The organism is Mesomycoplasma neurolyticum (assembly GCF_900660485.1).
GTDB lineage: Bacteria > Bacillota_I > Bacilli_A > Mycoplasmatales > Metamycoplasmataceae > Mesomycoplasma_A > Mesomycoplasma_A neurolyticum.
This window is the reverse complement of sequence record NZ_LR214951.1, coordinates 653,469-673,997: the sequence shown is the minus strand read 5'-3', so window position 1 is coordinate 673,997 and position 20,529 is coordinate 653,469. Positions and strand designations below refer to the sequence as shown.

General features: G+C 24.9%; 3 protein-coding genes. 2 read left to right on the top strand and 1 reads right to left on the bottom strand.

What is annotated here, in order from left to right:
- Nucleotides 1-332 precede the first annotated feature (332 nt).
- Both EXC65_RS02650 and EXC65_RS02645 read left to right on the top strand, forming a co-directional pair.
- Nucleotides 333-19,247 (top strand): hypothetical protein, encoded by an 18,915-nt coding sequence (locus EXC65_RS02650; protein ID WP_129719948.1) that lies wholly within the window; start codon nucleotides 333-335, stop codon nucleotides 19,245-19,247.
- 59 nt (nucleotides 19,248-19,306) lie between these two features.
- A complete protein-coding gene (locus EXC65_RS02645) occupies nucleotides 19,307-20,176 on the top strand; it encodes a replication initiation protein (RefSeq protein ID WP_129719947.1) in 870 nt (289 codons plus the stop codon).
- Nucleotides 20,177-20,331: 155 nt separating this feature from the next.
- Here EXC65_RS02645 and EXC65_RS04675 read toward each other — a convergent pair whose 3' ends face one another.
- Nucleotides 20,332-20,454 carry a hypothetical protein gene (locus tag EXC65_RS04675; protein WP_276310787.1) on the bottom strand — a complete coding sequence of 41 codons (123 nt, stop codon included), beginning with the start codon at nucleotides 20,452-20,454 and terminating at the stop codon, nucleotides 20,332-20,334.
- Nucleotides 20,455-20,529 lie beyond the last annotated feature (75 nt).

Sequence of the window (20,529 nt, the reverse complement as noted above, 5' to 3'; positions counted from 1 at the left end):
AAAATAAAAATAGTTAAATTTATAAATCAAGTGTCACTTTAAATCTCATGATTTAAAAAATATAGTGGCACTTTTTATATTTTTTTAAATGCTCAAAACAATTAATAACATTTTTAAAATTTATTAAGTATTTTTATTTTTTGCAAAAAATTATTTTAAGCTTAAAATTTAAAAAAAATTAAAATTTCATTGTTTTTTTGCCTAAAAATAAACTTTTTTTTTTTTTTTGCATTAAAGAATTTTTCTAAAAAAATATAATTTTATTATTTAAATTTAGAAATTTTTTCAAAAATTATTTAATAACATAAATAAAAAACGAGGTTATTTTAATTATGGATAATAATTTTAACAATAAAATGAGTGATGAAGAGAAAAAAAATAAGAAGAAAAGACTTATTGCATTGCTCGCATTCTTAACTAGTGCTATCGGAGTATCGGGAGCAAGTGTTCCACTTTTTCTTGAAAGATTTAATTATCATAGTTTACCTGATGAAATTAAACCAAAAGTTAAAGTTGTATATGACCATGACAATAAAGGAACTTTAGAACTTGAGCTTACACCTGAGTTAGCTGGTAAAAAAGTTACAGCACTTTTTGAAGATGACCATGGTAGAGCTCATCTTATTAAAGACTTAGTTGTTGGATCAGATGGTAAAGTTTCTATTGATACATCTAGTTTACCTCAAGGTAGCAGATATACATTTAAACAACTCCATTTTGACACTAAATCAGGTTCAAAACCATTATTAAATTTAAGCGATGTTTTACCAAAAAACAAAACAATTGACAAAACCCATTTTTATGATAAAGATGGGGATTTAGTTTTTCAAAAGAATTTTGGTAAATCACAAGCTGGCAAAAAAGTAAAAGTTGCCATTAAAAATCATGATGGTGGTGGAAATGGAACAACTAAAGTTTTAGAAGTTACATTAGATGAAAATGGTATTGCTAAATTTAAGCCAAGTGATATTGATGAATTTAAAAATAATCCAAACGGTAAATATTCAATTGAAAAATTCATGGATGAAGATGATAATGAAATTTCAAAAGAAATTGCAACAAATGCTACAAATCAAAATTTAGCATATGGAAAAATGCCAATTTTGGTTGATAAGAAAAATAAATATGATTTAAGTAAATGACGTTTACCACAAGAAACACCATACAACTCTAAAACAAAAGTGTTAGTTTCTTATGTTAATGAAAAAGGTGAACATAAAGTTGCAGAAATCCCTGTTATTTCAGAAGATGGTTCTTTAAATGGAATGTTAAATCAAGATGCAATTAAAAACTCAATTCCTAAAAATGCTGCAATTGATTTCGACAACATTAAGCTTAAAGATGAAAATGGTCAAACAACACCACTTCGTCCTATTTCTGATGATCAATATCAACATGACAATCATTTAAATAAAGATAATTTAAAACTTTATGTTGGTAATCCAAACAGTAGAAAAGGTGAAATAGCAAAACCTGTTGAATTTACTTATAAAACTGTTGATAAAAATGGTGTTGAAAAGAAAATTAGTATTACTAAAAAACCTAATGAAGACGGTTATGTAGATTTACCAACTGCAAATGATTTAATTGAAAAAGGTGGAAAGGGTTATGTTTGAGAACTTGAAGATGTAACAACAGCTTCTACACCTAAGAAAAATTTATATGATCCTAAAGATATAGATAAAATATCTACACTAGATTTAGTAAATCATGCAATTGATGATGAAGCTGTTCTTTCTGTTCCTGTTGGTCCAAATGAAAAAGAAAATCAGCAATTTGAAGCTATTTTTGAAGATGAAAGTGGAAATACTTACCCTGTAAAAGGCAATGCTAAAAATGGTGTTGTAGATTTTGTATTACCTGAAACAAAAGATGGTGCAAAACCAAAACTTAAAACTATTAACAAAATTAATGATAATCAAGATAGAGAAGATGTAACCAAAGATTTAATTGGTGATTTAAAAGAAAAAAATAATCCATATAATAAAAAACTTGAGAAAAATAATAACAAATATGTAACACCTTCTTTAACAGAAGATCCTATTACTAAGAGTCTTAGTATTGAATATCCTTTAGGAAAAGAAAATGCAAATAAAGATGTAACTTTGATTGCTAAAGATAATAAAGGTAATCTTATTAAAATTAAAGGGAAAACTGACCAAAATGGTATTTTCAATGCTGAAAATGATGACATTAGAGGTCTAGATTTAACTCTTGAAAAATTTGTTGATACAAATGATGAAAATAATGTAATTGTTGATTTAACACAATCACCTGATAAAGTAAAAAATCTTAATGCTTCAACTGGTGGAAGCGAAGATGGTGAAAAAGAATTAATATTTGATGTTTCACCAAATACTGATCCAAATACATCAGAAGCAACTGGAAATGATAATCCAAATAAAAAACCAAAAGCTATTATCATTAATGAAAAAACAGGAGAAATTCGTGAAGTCGATCTTGTTCCTGAAAATAATATTCATTCTAAAAATCCAGATAAACCAATTTGAAAATTACCACTTAGTGAATTAAAAGATGGTGAAAAAGTTGATAAAGTTATTGATAAAAATAACAGTGATGAAATTTTAATTTCTAATGCTAATATTCCTGAAGAACAAAAATATAAGCATAAAACTCCAACAGTTAAACAAGAATTAACAGATGATAGACAAACTAATGACATTGTTATTAGTGATTTACCTAATACTTTAAAACCTGGTGATTTTGTAATTGTAGAACTAGAAGGTGTTGATTCTGAAGGAAATCCAATTAAAATTTCAGTTCCTGCCAAAGTTAATGACAATAATGAAATTGTTGTTGATGCAAATGATTTACCAAAAGATTCAAAGTTAGAAGTAAAAAACATTTATCAAAATAAAAATCCTGGAAAAGGAAAAAATGATATTTCAAATGGTGATAAAGGTTACAAATTAGTTGATGTGCCAAATGCGCTTGACAAAGATAAAAATGTTACTATTGATGCAAGACACGTGCATAAAATTAGTGCACTTAAACCATTAATTGTTTTTGAAAATAACAATTTTAATGATATTAAAATTAAAATTCAATTAGAAGATTTAAGTGATTTAATAAAAGAAAATAGTCAAAAACCTATTGTTACAATAGTAAATCAAAATAATAAAAAAATTACTTTTGAAGGTAGAAAAATTAATTATCTTTTTGAAAATGGCAAAAAATATATTATTTTTAACCCAACTGTAGAAAATCAAAACTTTTCTTTAAATGATACATATACTGTAAGTAAAATCGAATATCGTGATGGTGCTTTTGACCCTGAATTTGATCAAACAATTGGGCACAATTGAACTAATATTATTTATGATAAAAGTTTAGAAAAACCATTGGAATTATTAGAAGATTATAGTCATATTTTAAAAGTTGTTGCTATTAACAAAGATAAAAGTACAAAAATTGAAAAAAATTCAAATGATAAATATGAGCAAATTACAATTAGTGTTGATTTAGAAACTAATTTAACCCAACAACAATTAAATGAAAATAATTTTGTTTTAGTTTATAGAAATAAATCTAATTCAAAAGATATTGTATACAACATTAATAAAGCTCCTTCTATTGTTGCAACAGGCGACAATAAATTTAAAGCAACATTTGTTTTAGAATTTCCACAATCTAATAGAGAATATGAACTAGTTGGTTTAAAAATTGGAGATACAAAACATTCTATTGAAAATTTTGATCCAGATAATTTAAATAGTAAAAATTATCAAAATCTTTATTTAGAAAATGATAATAATATTAAAACATCTTTAATAACAGAAAAGGGTGAAACAAAAGTTGAAACATTAAAAATAACACCTACAGACGTAGATACACTTGATGTTGAATTAAAATTAACTTCAGATGATGCTTTCTTTGAGAAAAATCAAGAATTTGTTGTTAAATATGATGAAATAGATGAAAATGGTAATGTTATTCCAGGGACAAGTAAAACCATTACTGTTAGTCCTAGATCTGTTAAACATTCAGTTAATAACTTAGATCAACAACATAAAGAAGCAGAATTTAAATTTGAAATTCCAGATTTAAAAGAAAATACAAAATATAAAATTAGTAATATTGAACTTTCAAATTCAAATCAAGTTGATTCGTGATATGAAAATCCATTAGTTGATCAAAAAGATTTTGAAATTTCAGCAGAAATTAATCCAACGCTACAAGAAACAACACTTGATAGTACAGCACAAATTACTTCAATCAAACCAATGAATACTACAAGCGGAAATGTTGAAATAGAATATGATAAGCTTGTAGATGCATTTGTTAGTTTAAAATTTGAAAATATTCTCAAAAAATGAAAAGAACAAAAAATTGTTTTAGAATTTAAATCAAAACATTTTGATGAAGTTGTGCATTTTAGCCAAGTTATTACATCAACACAAGATAACAAAATTGCAGTACCTTTCCAACTAGATAGTAGTGTTTTACATGCTAATCGTGAATATGAACTTACAAATATTTATGCAATTGACGCTACAAAAAATGTAGTGAATTTTGATGCAACTAATAGTGATTTAAATCCAATTCAATATATGAAATTTGTAGGTGAAAGACCTAATGATTTTGTTTTAAGTTTTAAAACTAAAGCACACTTTAACAACATTAGAGTTTCATCACTAGAACAACAACAAGTAACAAGTATTTTTGATTCTAAACTTAGAATAAATATTGCTGATATAGATGATGTTTTAGTTGAAAATCAAGATCAGCTAGAAGTAGTTTATAAACTTAAAGACTTACAAAATCCTGAAACTAGAACTTTAAATCTTCAAAAAGATAGTAATGGTAAATATATTGAATTAGAAATTAATAATTTAATTGCTTTAAATCAAAATAATGAAATTGTCAGTGTAAAACTTAAACAAAAACCAACAAAAGCTATTTTTGATTTATGAAAAGATAAAGAATTAAATATTTCAGAAGAAGATAAAATCTTTAAAAATGAAATTAAAATTGACTTCGTTGGAGTAATTGATCCTCAAAATCCAACAGTTGATTCAACAACTAATAAAATTAGTGCACAAGTCGAATTGCCAATTTTTGTAAGTAGTCATATTAATAAAAATACACTTAATTTTAAAGCAAAATACACACAAAATACACAAAGTTATAATAGAGATGAAAATTCAAGAGAAATTTTCTCTAATGGAGATGTAAAAATTGTCGATGATAAAATTACTCTTGATTTCAGTGATCTTGTTTCTAATAGACTTTACAATAATTTTGAATTATATGTAAATGATTCAGCATTTAATCAAGAAACTCCAGCAACTAAAAACAGTATCAAACAACAATTAGTTAGTGATTTAAGTGTTGCACCTCGTGAAACCAAAGTAATAGAATTAACTAATGCAAATTCAAGAATTATTAATAACAACAAAAAACTTAAACTTAAATATGAAATTCAATCAGAAGATGAAATTCTTAATGAAAATATAAATGTAAACTTAGTATTAACACCATTAGGTAACTTTAATTATAAATTTATTCAAAATTCATCAATTAAAAAAGAAAATGATAAATATGTTGTTGAGTTTGACTTTGATATTGTTGAAAATGTAGTTAAAAGCAATAAAATAAATAGATTTGTTGCAGGTAGAACTTATGAAGATGGTGTAGTTGAAGAAGAATTACAATACAGTGTTGAATTAAAATTTAACTCTAAATTACCTTGAGCAAATACAAACATTAATGTTAAAGACAAAAATGATCAATTTATTAGTTCAAATAGAGACAATATTTTAATTAATGCACAAACCAAGAGTTATGATGCTCAAAATCCAGATTTTGAAAAAAATGTTGGTTTACCAAGAGAAACATTAACTTTTGCACCTAATTTAATATTCCAACAACATTCAAATAAACCAAATGAAATTGTTTATACAAAAAATTCTTCAACTAATATTTCACTTGAAGTTAGTTCAAATATTACAAAACAAATTAGAAATCAAGAGCTAAGACTTGTCTTTAGTTACATTGCTAGTGATGGCTCAGAACAAGAAATTGCAACTAATTTTGTAAAAGTTGATCCAAATAACATTATTGATATAAGTCAACCTAATAAAAAATTAATTAAATTTATCGAAAATTCTTCTGCTAACAAGATTAATTGAAAAGCAAACCGCGAATATACATTTAAACGTCTTGAAATTAAAACACCTACTTTAGTGGATGGTTATTCAGAATTAAAAAATGATCAAAATCAATCTTTCAACATTAGTGGACAATTCAAAATTAGTCAAAATGCAAGCGAAGAAAATGTTAAAGTTAAAAATGCAAGTTTCATTAAAGAAGAATCAACTATTGACAAAGCTACAATTAACATCACACTTCAAGATCTTGATGATGTTTTAAGAGTAGATACTTTAGATGATCAAGGTAATACAAAATCAAATCCTCATAAAGAAAAACTTGTTATTAAATTAGCTAAAAAAGCAGATGTTGCTGATAGTTCAAAATGAATAACAGTTGATAAAAATACTCAAGATGCTAATATTGAAATTAAAAAGCAAAACAAAGATAAAATTATTAGTTTTAGTCTTAATAATTTAAAAGTAAATAATGAATATGTAATTGTTTACTTAGGTTTTGAAGACAATAATGCAGCTTTAGATGGTCTACCATTTACAATCAATCAAAATTCAAACAAAGTATTTGACTATAATGATGAACAAAAAGATATTGCAATTAAGAATCAATTATTAAGAATATCTAATAACCCAACTTGAAATATTAATGATATTGATTTATCAATTAATTATAAATTAGAATCACAAATGTTTAAACTTGATGGTTCAAATTTTGTTGCACACTATACAGATATTTTAGGACAAAATTATTTTAGTAAAGTTACTAGTGCACAAAATTTAGAAACTTTAAACATTGAATTAACAAGCACAGAAAATACAAGAAATAATAACACTTACACACTAAAAAATGTATATGTCGCTTCTAATACAACAAAAGATGAATTTAATACAAAAACAACTGATACAGAAAAATTATCACATTTACAAAATAATTGAATTCCTTTAGTAAAAACAGTTATTACAAATGATCATGCTTCTGTTACTACTGAACCATCCGAAACAAAGGCAGTTGTAAAAGAAAAAAACAGTGATTACTTTACAGCAACACATGAAGGTGTAAAATTTGATCTTGCTATTACTACAAAAGATAAAATTTTAAAAGATAATCTTAAAGTTAAAGTTACATTTGCTATTAAAGAAGAAGATGCTATTAAATATAATATACCTGAAGGTTCAAAAGAATATGTTTTACAAAATCAAGCATTAACAAACATTGACCAAGATAAAAATAGTGCAGAAGTTGTTATTGACATTCAAAATGGTCTTATTGATGATGTTGATTATTATGTAAAAGAAGTTATTATTGAAGATTTTGATCTAAATACTCAAGGTGCAGCATTTAAATTCAACAAAAACAACATTATTGCACAAAATCAAAATGATATTTTTGATAAACCAGAAAATGAGAAAAAACCATGAGTATTCCATACTCTAGAGCAACCATTTAATATCATTAGTCTCAAAACAACCAAAAAAGAGTATAAAAAAGATGAAATTAATGATGCTAATAATATAACAGTTAAATTTGATGCCTTGCAGCAAAAATGAGTTGATCAAAAAATGGTCTTAATTTACAAATCAAAACATTTAAATGAAAAAGTTTATTATAGTCATGTTATAACTCAAGAAAACAAAAATAATAAAAATAGCATGTCCTTTAGACTTGAGAATTCTTTTGCTTTAAAACACAATCGTCAATATGAATTAGTGGATATCAAATTTGGCCCAAAAACAAGTGATATTGCAACAATTGATGATACAAATGTTTGAAGTTCGCTTGACAATACAAAAGTTCCTAAAAATGATGATAACACAAATGGAAATGACATTACAGTTGATTTCAAAGTTAAACCTTCAGCTAATGTTGAAGCAACATCATTTATTGAAAAAGCTCCTGATTCTGTAACTAAATCTAAGTTATATTTTGCAATTAGTGATTCAGATGGAGTTTTAAGTGCTAATGCTAATGATAAAGTTAGAATCACTTACAAACTAAAAAATTCACAAAACCCTTCAATACAAACTCAATATTTACCATTGCAAAAAGATGCAAATGGTGCTTTTAATGTTGAATTTGATCTTGATAATATTGAATTAAATAGTGAATATGTAATTGAAAAAATTGAATTTGAAAATTTACCAATTAATGCTATTTACAATATCAACACTGAATCAGATGATAATACTATTAAAAATACATCTAATAAAGATAACTTTAAAAACAAATTTGAAATAACAGAAACAGAAGTTGATCCAACTATTGAAAACATTAAAACGGCTAAAGTTATATTCAATCTTGATATAAGTCAACATTTAGATCATTTAAAAAATAATTTAGAATTTATAGCTCAAATTAAACAAAACACAGCTTCAAATAATAGAAATGCAAATGATATTATTTGAAGTGATGTTGCAACTTTAAATAATAATCAAATTACATTAATATTTAATAATAATTTAGTTTCAAATAGAAAATATAGTGACTTTAAATTTTATGTAAAAGATAATAATACAAATATTATTATTCCAAACAATGATAAAACAGATGGAAGTCATAAAGTTAATGACTTTGAAGTTGCACCACAAGTTACTGAGGTTATAATTGAAAATAAAGTTATTACAGAAGATAAAGTTCAAATTACTTTCAAAATTACATCACCAGATGAAATTTTAGAAGCAAATCAAGTATTAGAATTATTATTTACAAATGATGATAGTTCAAAAACATATAAATTCAAAAAAGAAGCAACAATTACAATGGATGTAAATGATTCAAATGTTGCTCGTGCAACTTTTGAATTAGAAGTAGATGTTTTCGATGATACTTGATTAAATCAGCAAAATTCAATTAGTGACAAAATTGAAGAAAATTTTTCTTACCACTTTGATCTTAAATTCGTTAACAAGCCATCAAGAGCAAATACAAATATCAAACTCGAAAGCTTAGATAGTATAAACAACACAGAAAATCACTTAGTTAAAGAAAATGCAAATAGTGTTGATAGAGCTATTGTTGTACCACCTATTTCTATTGTTTTTGAAAATAACTTTAAATTTAAAATGGATGGTAATGAAATTAGCGAATATGATCCAAATAATAAAAATGCAAATCAATTTACTATTGAATGAAAATTTGATAAATATGTAACTAATGCAATAAGAGATAAATTTGTTTCTATGACCTTCTGTTCAAATGATGGCATTTGCTTTAGCACAGAAAAAATACAATTAGAAAATAATTTAAATGATAAAGCTACTAAAAAAGTTGCTTTAACATTTAATATTTCAGATGCTGAATTTGCTAAAATTAAAGCAAATCGTCAATATAATTTTAAAAATATTAATATTTTTGATAATGCAAATGCAAACTCACAAGTTTGACAAGATTCACAAAATACACAAATTCATGGGAATGTAAAAGTTTTACCTTCACAAAATGTAGAAATTAGTTCATCAGCATTTGATCAAGCTAATACAACTGTTGAGAAAACAACAATAGTAATTCAATATAGCGATGCAGATGATATTATTAGTGAAAATGATGTAAATGATTTAGTTCTTACTTATCATGAAGAAAATTCAAATAATGATATTGAAATTAGACATAATGAAAATGGTCATAATGTTACTATTAATCCGAAAACTAAGACAATTACTGTTGAAATACCGAGTTTAAGGTTGGATAAGAAATATTTATTTAAATCAATTAAATTTAATAATAATGTAGCTAATGCTGCTTATGGCTTAGTTAAAGATAATAATACAAATAATTGAGATAAAAATGAATTATTATCTAATGAAAAATTAATTGAAAACAATGATCTTAAATTAGTATTTAACAATACATATCAAGGTTATAAAGGATCAGATGAAACCAATCCATTAACTACAAAAGATATTACAAAAGTATTTAAATTAGAAAATAATAAAATTACTATTAATAACAAAACTAAGATTAAAGCACACTTTAGTGATATATCAAATAAAAATTATTTAGTTGATGTTGAATATGATGATAACGCAAAAACACTTACAGTTCAAAATATTGATGCTTCAGAAATACGTCACAACAATAAATATAAATTAGAAGCAATTTTCTTTGCTACAGAGCCAGAAATTAATGCAATTAATCGTGATGATATTGCTAATACAACTGCAAATATCGCTAAAATTGATATTCAAGATATTATTAATAATCAAGCAAATGAAGTTGTAATTAATTATTCATCCACAACTTACAATACACTAAAAACTGATGGAACTAAAAATATTAAAGCAACACATGAAAGTGTTGAAATAAACTTAGATATTGAATCACAAGATGATATTTTTGGCGATGACTTTAAAGCTATTGTAATTATCGCTGAAAAAGATGATCAAAGTGTAACTCATGAGTCGCAAGAAGTATTATTAACAAGAGAGAGTGTATCAAAACTTAAAGCAACATTTAACATTGCTGGTCTTAAAGATGATTTTGATTATATTATTAAAGAAGTTAAATTTAGTCACTTTGGTAATATTGATGCACAAGCATCAGTAAATAACAAAGCGCCAAATACTGTTTATAGTTTTAACAACAATAACATTATTAATAATAAAAATAATCAAGATGCAATTAGTTTCCAAACACTTGGAAAAGATTATGACATCAAAGTGTTTAATGTTATTGATACAAACAACACTAGCCAAACATTATTAGAACAAAATAATTTAGAAAACAATAAAATTAAAATCAACATTGACTTTATAAGAAATGCTTGAAGAAATAAAAAGTTTGTAACAAGTTTTAAAGATAAAAAACGTAATGAATTTATTTATTATGAACTTTCTATTGATGCAAATACTACAGCAGGTGATCTTGAATTAACATTAAATCAACAAATGGGCAACATAAAAAATAACCGTGAATATGAATATCAAGGGTTAATTTTAGTTGATGCAAATATTCAAGATTATGCAACTGAATTTAATAAATTAAAAGTAGCTAACTATGATGCAAGCACAGATAGAAATAATATTGGTCATAATTCAACAACACCAATTAATTCAAACAATAATAATCAAACAGAAGCTCGAAGTTATACAACAATTTTCAAAACTAAAGCACAAGATAATGCAATTAAATTCCATAATTTAGAAGAAAAAGCAGTTAATAATTTATCAAGTTCTAAATTAAAAATTGATATTGAAGATCTTGATGATATTTTAACAACAACAGATGCAGTAGAAATTTCGCTAAGTGCACCAAATGTTCAAAGTTTTATTACTTCTACAAATGTTAAAGAAAATCAAGGTAAAAAATATCTTGAATTTGAAATAAATAATATTAATTTAAATACAGAATACACAATTAATTACATTAAATTTAGTCAAAAAACACCTTCTATGTCAGCTCTTGAGTTAACAAGTGCTAATAACTTTAGTTTATTAAATAATCAAGATAGTACATTTGAATTAACTGGAGACAAAAATTTTGAAAATAAAGTCAAATTAATTCAAAGCCCTCCTGATTCTTATGAAGTTGCATTAAATAATTCAGATAATTCAACTGGTATATTAAATTTAGCTTTTGAAATCAGTGATCATTTACCAAAAGATATTACTTTAAAAACTCAATTTAACCAAGCTAGTGAATCAAACAAAAGATCTGCAAATGCAACAGTAGAATCTACAAGTCAAACAATCAATTCTAGTGCTAATAATAACACAAATGCAGCATTAACATTTAGTGACTTATCACTAAATAGATTGTATAATACACCAAAAATTTATGTAAAATCAGCTAACGATACAAACCAAATTGAATTAGTAACAGAAAATAGTAAAATTAAACAATTTATTACTGAAGCTGGTTTTTCAAAGGCAAAACAAATTGAATTAATAGATGGATTTGAAGGTGAAGTTAAATTTAAATATGAAATCGAAACAGAAGACGGTTATTTATTAGATTCTAATAACGACACTGTAACATTAATATTAACACCAACAGATACAAATAAAACTTTCAGTTTTAGTAAAGATACAGTTATTACTAAAGAAACTGATGGTAAGTTTTATGTTGAATACAGCTTTGAAAATGTTAAAGATACAAGCCAATTCAACGGGCTTCAAACTAATGCGACCCAAATCATTGAATCTCTTGAATATAACATTGTTTTACAATTAAAAGATAAAAATAAACCTAATAGAACTAATGATAACATTAAAGTTAAATTAGATGCTAGTGGTCTTTTTTCAAGAGATAATATTTTAATTAATCATTTAACACATCACGAAATTGCAGATAATGTTGCAAAAACAATTAACGTAAAACAAAGTTCAATTGAATTTGATTCAACATTTACAATTGAAGGAACAAATGATAACATTGTTGAAAACCTTGACAATGATGTTGTTATTGTTTGAAAATTTAAACCAAATGTAACTAAAAAAATTAAAAATCATAAAATTAAATTTATATTTAACTACTCTTCAACCCCAACTAAAAAAGATAACTTAGAAACACAAGAAGTTGTTTTAGATTTAGCTCAAAGTCAAGTTTCTTATGATGCAAATGAAGATAAAACAACAGTTAAATTTACTATACCTAAAGATTCATTAAAACACAATCGTGTTTATACTTTGAAAAACTTAAAAAAATCAACTGATGGTAAAAGATGATTAGATTGACAAGATAATTACAACACGACTGTTGGAGGAGAATTCAAAATCAAACCTTCAGCTCCAATTAGTTTGGATGAAACAAATATTCAAGTTCGTTCAGCAACTCAAGGAAATCAAGTAAATGATGAACAGATTACACTTACTATTAATGATCCAGATAATGTACTAGATTCAAAAGATGCAAAAAATATTGTAATAGAAGTTAAAGAAGCTAACGGCTCAACAGCAAAATTTACTAAAGCAAATACTTTTACTACAACAACAGATGGTAAAAAACAATTTACATTTACTATTAAAAATGCTAAATTTGATCAAACATATAAATTAACCAAATTAGAGCTCAATAAAAAAGGTAAAATAGCAGCTTTTGATATTGATCAAACAAATCAAACTAATAAATTAACATCAAAAGAATTTGATTTATCAACTAAAAAATTAAGTGTCCAAGAAATCGAGTCACTTGATAATGTTCCAAATAAAAGAAAACTTAAATTTAAATATCAAATTGAGGGAATCAACCCTTCAGAATTTAATGGTGTAAAATTTGTAGCTTTATTTAAAAATCCTGAAGATGAGGATATTTTTATCAATGCAAATTATGATACAACAACAGGAGAATTAACATTAGAAGATCCTCATGATCAATTAGCATTAGAAGGTAATACACAACATAGACTTATTGATATTTTATATAGAAATGATTCAAATTTTAACAGAGATAGTGCTAAAAATAAATTATCAACTGCAAGAAGACTTAATCTTGATGGTCTTACAACAAAAGAGATTACAACATCTGTTAGTGAAATATATGTAAGAGACATTAGAGGTGATGTACCTTTCAAATGATATGAGTATAAAATAGATCTTTATATCGAAGATGAAGATGGTATTTTATTAAAACATTTAAAAGATATTCATGTTCAATGAAAATTGCAAAATGAAAATATTAGTACAGCTAAACATGCTGAAACAACATTTGATCCAAATGTTATAAATCGTTATGTGCATTCACAAAATGGGCAAACATATGACAATATTTATAAAGTAAGTATTAAAATTGAAAAACCTCCATTTGAAAAGAAAATAGAAACTCCAAATATTGATTTTGGAAAAACATTAAGAGCTCTTAATAATAAACAACACATTGCTTTAAGAGGTAGTGATGGGACTGATTTAGGCTTTACTTTAAATTATAAATTCGCAGTTCAAAATATAGGAAATGATCATGATGCTTTAAAAAATAATGGTCCAAAATTTGATGTAAATTATGAACAAGTTAAAAACATTAAAGAAGACGAGTTTTTTGAACAAATTCGTTATACTCAAACATTTGGTTCCAATGATAGAGATGATAATGAAAAAATTAAAATAAAATCAGAAAAAGATAGTAATGTTTTTACAAAAGCTACTACAGGTCTTTCTCCTTATAAAGTTTACAAAAAATGAAAATATGAAAATCTTGTACCTAATAGAAAATATACAGATTTTGACTTTTTCATTTCACAAAATGAAGATGGAACTGGTCATACTAAAAAAATAGATTATGCTTATACAAGAAATGCATTAAAAGAATTTACAACACACGCTTCTGAAACTAAAGCTGAATTAACAACATCACAAAGTGATAGTAATACTTTGAGACTTGAATATAGAATCACTTCAGGTGATCAATTGTGAGTTCCACTTTCCAAAAGTACAGATGCTAATAAACCATCATTTAAAATTAAATTAACACCAAAAAATAGATTACTCAAAAATAAAGATTATTACTTCACCAAAGAAGCAATAATTGAAGCAAGTAATATTGATTCAAGTGATAAAAATGTTTATAACCTTACTTTTGATTTTGATATTCATTCATATAATTCAAGTTGAAGTGGCGAAGTTACTAATGGAGCTCTTGAAGATGGTGTTGAATATGATGTAGAATTAATTCTTAACACAGATTTAACAGATAAAGTTGCTCATGATCTTAATATTACAAGTTACACTCAAAATACAGACAAAAAAAATAGTCCAATTTTATGAAAACAAGATATACGTACTAATAAAAAAGAATATAGTTTTGAAAATATAGAAATTTCATCTCCAGGTAACACTGATGTTTCAGATGCATCTGAACAAAATAGTCGTATTTATCATTTCCAAGATAGAGATAATGATGATATTACAATTAAAATTTCATTAGATCATTTAGCAAAAGAAATTCATAACAAAAAATTCAAACTTAAATTTATTGATAAAGAAAACAATGAAATATTTACTGAGATAACAACTTTTGACTATAGTTCAGAAAAACCAGAAATTGTATTTAAATTTTCAGATGCAGTAAAAAATAGTTTAAAACTTAATCGTTCATATACTTTTGCTGATATTTTGGATGATACAGGGCAACTAGCAAAAGATTCATATAAAAATAAAGAATTAACGAAACTAAAATCAAAACTTAGTTTCTATTTTGAACCAAAAGAGTCTGCTTCATGAGCTAACCCAGCGTTCGTTAAAGATCAAACTAATTTAAATAAATCAACTATTTATATTGAATTAAATGATCCACATAATTCCGTAGTTTCTGCTGATTTTAATAATAATAATGTTCAAGTTACTTATGAAAAAATTAATGAAGGTTCTGAAGAAACAGTAGCTGCAACATGAGAAAACAATAAAATTAAAATTACAATTCAAGATTTATTACTTGATGAACAAATTAAAATTAAAGAAATAAAATTTTTAAATAAACCTAAATTTGCAGTAAAAAATATTAATATTGATAATAATGATAATGTTCTAAAAGGGACAGAAACTGATGCAGCCAACACAAAACTTGATATCACTAATGTTACTAAAAATACTAGTGATATAAACAATATTACTTTAACATATACACTAGATAATGACCACTTTAATCCGCAAAGTTTATATTTTGTTGCTGAATATGAAAATCTTGATGGTGAAACTGTATTTTCTAGAGTTGCTACAATTAATAATAATCAATTAACTGCAACTTTTGATAAACAAAATCTTAGACATAATGATAGATTGACATTAGTTAACATTTGAGTTGGTGATCAAAGCAAACTTAATGCTAAAGCAGCTAATAATTCTAGCGATGAATTTGCTAAATTAAACTTAGATCCATTAAATGACAAAACATTTGAGATTCATTCTAAAGCAACTAGTGTAACACTTGCAGAAGCAATGATTAATAATGTTGAAACAGATAGTGCAACTATTAAATTAAATTTAATTTCTGAAGATGGATTTTTTGAAAATGTTCTAAGTAGTAATAATAGTCCAAAACTTAAATTAATAATTCAAAATAAAGCAAATGAAAATGAAATTCATGAAGTTGAAGCAGAATTAAACAGCATTGATAAAAATAGCGCTTCAATAGAATTTAGTTTTGATAATTTAGAAGATGGAACAACTTATTCTATTAAATCATTAGAATATACATTTGATGATAATGAATTTGATAGTTTGAAAATTATTGAAAAACCTGAAGTGACAATGCCAATTAAAGGTCTTAAAAACCAAGGGACTTTTGAAGAATTTAGAACTAAAGATCTTCCATATGGAATTGAAAAATTCTATTTAGAAGTAAATGGCACAAAAGCTACAGAAGTAGAGAATACTAAAACACAAGATGATTTACAGTTAAATGTTGAACTTAGTGGTATTAGAAGCAATTGACTAAATAAAGAAATAGTAGCAATATTTAGTTATAAAGATCAAACTACTGAAAAAGAAATTATCTTTAAAAAACAAATTAGTGATAAAAATCAAATTCTAAAATTAGATTTTCATAGTGGTGAATTAAAACGCAATCGTGAATACAAATTCAAGAGTTTAATGTTAGATGGTAATTTTGATGTTGATGCAAATTCTACAAATAGTAACGAAATAAAACAATCTGTTGCTGGTAATAATCTTGAAAATACTTTCAAAACCAAACCAACTAAAGATTCTAAAGTTGAAGTTCTTAATATGAACTTTAAAGCAAATACTATTTTAACTAAACCAGAAGTTGAAATTGAAATAGAAGATTTAGATGATGCTTTTGTTGCATCTAACTTAACAAAAAATGAGTTTATAGTTAAATTAGCTTTTAAAAATGATAATAATAAAAATAATATTACAACTACAATTACTAAAGTAGAAAAATTAGCAGATCACAAACTAAAAATAACTTTAGAATTTGCTAATGGTAAAATTAATAAAGACTATGTTCTTAAATATTTAGGTTTAAATAAAATTCAATCTACCTTAATCGATAATTATTGAGAAGGAGCATATAAGTTAAAAAGTGATGAAATAATTTTTGGAGATAAAAATGCTTATAATGTTCAACCACAAGATGAAAAAAATATAAATATTTCGTTAAAATTAAAAGATGAACAAATTCATGCAAATAGTGTTGCCTTTAAGTTAGATATCGAAAATAATAATGATTTAAAAATTGAAAAATTAAATTTAGTATCTAATGTATTAGATTTAACTAGAAAAGATGTTGGACTTTATTTCTTGATTGAAAATCTAAAAAATATTTCATTAAATCATGTATTAAATATGACTAAACCAATAGCGAATGAATTTAATTCAAGCATTAATGAAACTAAACCAGTTGTAATTTCTAAATTTGTAAATAATAATGATAATTTATGAAATAAAAAAATTCAATTAGATGATATTTATTTTGCAACTGAAGATGATATTAATGCTGCAAGACAAAATAATAATTACAACACTTTAGCACATATTAGTCTAAGCAATGTGTTTTCTAACACCCAACCTTCTAATACTACAGTTACTAATTTCTCAATTGCAAACGCAATAAAAGGTGCAAGACAATATAAAAATATTCAATTTGATTTAACTTCTAAAGACTTTAGATTTAGGGATCTTTTTGATTCAAAACTACTTACTAAAGATAATCTAAAAATTCGATTAAATGAAGCTGACTCAACAATAAATATAGTGGAACATGATAAAATAAAAGTTAATTCCATTGTTAAATTATCAAATGGGGATGTTAGAGTTTCATTTGATGTTGAAAGTGTTTTAGAAAGAAATAAGCAATATCAAATTAATGAAGTTGCAATTTTAAATTTAACTAATGATAAATTACATAATGTCAATAAAATTAACAAAATAAAAGAAAATGAACCTACAAAACAATTTGTTAATATTCCGAATAATGCTAATTTTAGAACACTAAAAGAAGCTACATTAAATGTTGATAAATTAAAACCACTAGAGTGAGCTATAAATCAAAGTATGAAAGTTAAAGTTGTTATAAAAGGTGATACACATATTTTTGATAATAATGATAGTGATTTATTTAGAATTACATACAACCAAGATGATGATACATCAAATAAAACAATTCTTGTTCAAAAAATTGCTACAAATGGAAATGAAAAATATTTTGAATTTGAAATACCAAATGGAGAATATGAACTTAACAAAAAATATGTTATTTCAAAAATTGAATATGTACCACAATTAAAAAGAACAGCTACATGAGCAAATGAATATGAATTAACTAATCCAGTAATTTATGATAATACACTCAAAAATAATAATTTACACTTTGGATTATCAATTGGAGAATTTAATACAAATTATAAACAAGGAAATGATATATATAAAGATGTTTGAAAAGTTGACATAACTTCAAATTATGTTGATAATAAAAATGAAAGCTTTTGAACAAAAATTGATTTATCAAAACATGATGTTTATCTTAAGGTAGGTAATACTAGAAGAGCTGGTGTTAAAGCTGATGGAACACCATCTATTATGACTTTATTACCAACTACTGTAACAAATAACACTAACTTTACTTTAAAACAATATGATGCAAACTTTACTAATAATAAAATTTTTACTGAAGTAGTTCTAGCTACAAAAGGTTCAGATCCAAATAATCAAGTAAATACTATGTCTATCAATTCAACAAATAAAGATTACATCCTTAATAGTCGAAAACCAGTATTAAAAGATACACCATGAGAAGCAATAGAAAATAAAACAGCTTCTACTGTTGATATAAGGTTTAAATTATGATCACCTGATGGATTGTTCACTAATAATACAAATTGAATGCAAATTCAATCACGTGTGTTTAGTATTGCAAAAAGTTGGTTAATCATTGATACAAGTAGTAATCAAAAAGATGAGGGGATTTTCCGTGGTGAAATTTATCATCTAGATAATTCAAATAAAGAAGCACATATAAGATTTATTTTAGGTAATCCTACAAATATAAATAGACCATTAGTTTTGGCTCCTGAAACAAAAGTTATTTTAAGAGAGATAAAATTACTTTATCCAAAAAATGAACATGAAAATATGTCTGGGGTTCAATCAAATATGGGTGGAATAGCACGCGAGAATATAATAGATTTAGATATAGTTTCTGAATTATCTGCTACAATGGGTATTAAGAGATAAATCAGAGGAAAAATATTTAAATGATTATCTAATTATAGTAGTTTTCAATAAATGGTAGTTTGGCTACCTCGTTAGAAAGCGAGGTAGTTTTTTTGTTGAATTTAAATGAATTTGAAAATAAATTTGTATCTACTTCAATAGTCCACAAATTGTATATCCAAAAAGAGCGTCCATCTCTTGTAATGCTAAAAATATTTTTTTATAGTTGTTTTTTATACATTACAAATCATGACAAAAATAAAATTTTAAAATTTAAATTTTCAAGATTATTTTTAAAAAGTTTAAAAGTAGATCGAACTGATTTGTTGCGTCAAATTTCAAAAGCGGGTTTTGATGCTGCGTCCATTTTTTCAATTAGTCAAAAAACAGAAAACATAACTAAGAAAAAAATGCTTATTGAAAGTTTTCAATACAATGAAAAAACTAAAATGATTGAAATTGAATTCACAAAATACATAGATGATTATTTAAACCTTGGTCATTTTAAAAAGTTTAATTTATCTAATCTTGTCAAGTTTAAATCTTCGTTAAGTTTTTGATTTTTTCAAGAAATGGAAAACAGAAGCTATAGCGAAAAAATAGATACATGAATTTCTCTAAAAAATTTTGCAAATATTTTAGGAGTTAAAACTGATGCATATAAAAACTTAAGTGATTTTAAAAAATACGTCATCGATGTTGTTGTTGAAGATTATCAAAAAATAGCAAAAACAAAACTTTTGAAAATTGATGATTCATTTTACCAGATTGCGAAAAAGGCCAAACACCTTACATTCATTTTGTTTTTGATAATTATCTCATTCAAGATGAAACAAAACTTTTTGATTGGTAGTTTTATAGCAAATGTAGTGGATCACTCGCAAAAAAATGCTTTTTTTAAGGGGGTAGGGGGTTATATATCTCATTTTAGTTTAAGTTTTAAAGAATAAAACTAGAAATATTTAGAAGAAATAAAAAAGAAAAATAAAAAAAAGAAAAAGGAATTACTTATGAAAAACATTATTAATGATTTAAAAAAGTTAAATAATAATCCAACAGAAAAAATGAAAAAAGAATTTGAAAAAGAAGGTGATGATTTCACACGTTAAAAAATTTTTTTATCTTGTAATTTATTAGTAATACCCACTGTTTTTGTTTCATTATCTAGTTCGTGTTGAAAAGGTTTACTTAAAGAACCAAATAAAAGTTCTGAAGATATTGAAAACACTCCACCTTCTAGTCCACCATCTTCTGATATTACAGAATCAAAAACCCCTTCTGCTAAAGTTCAAAATCAATATTT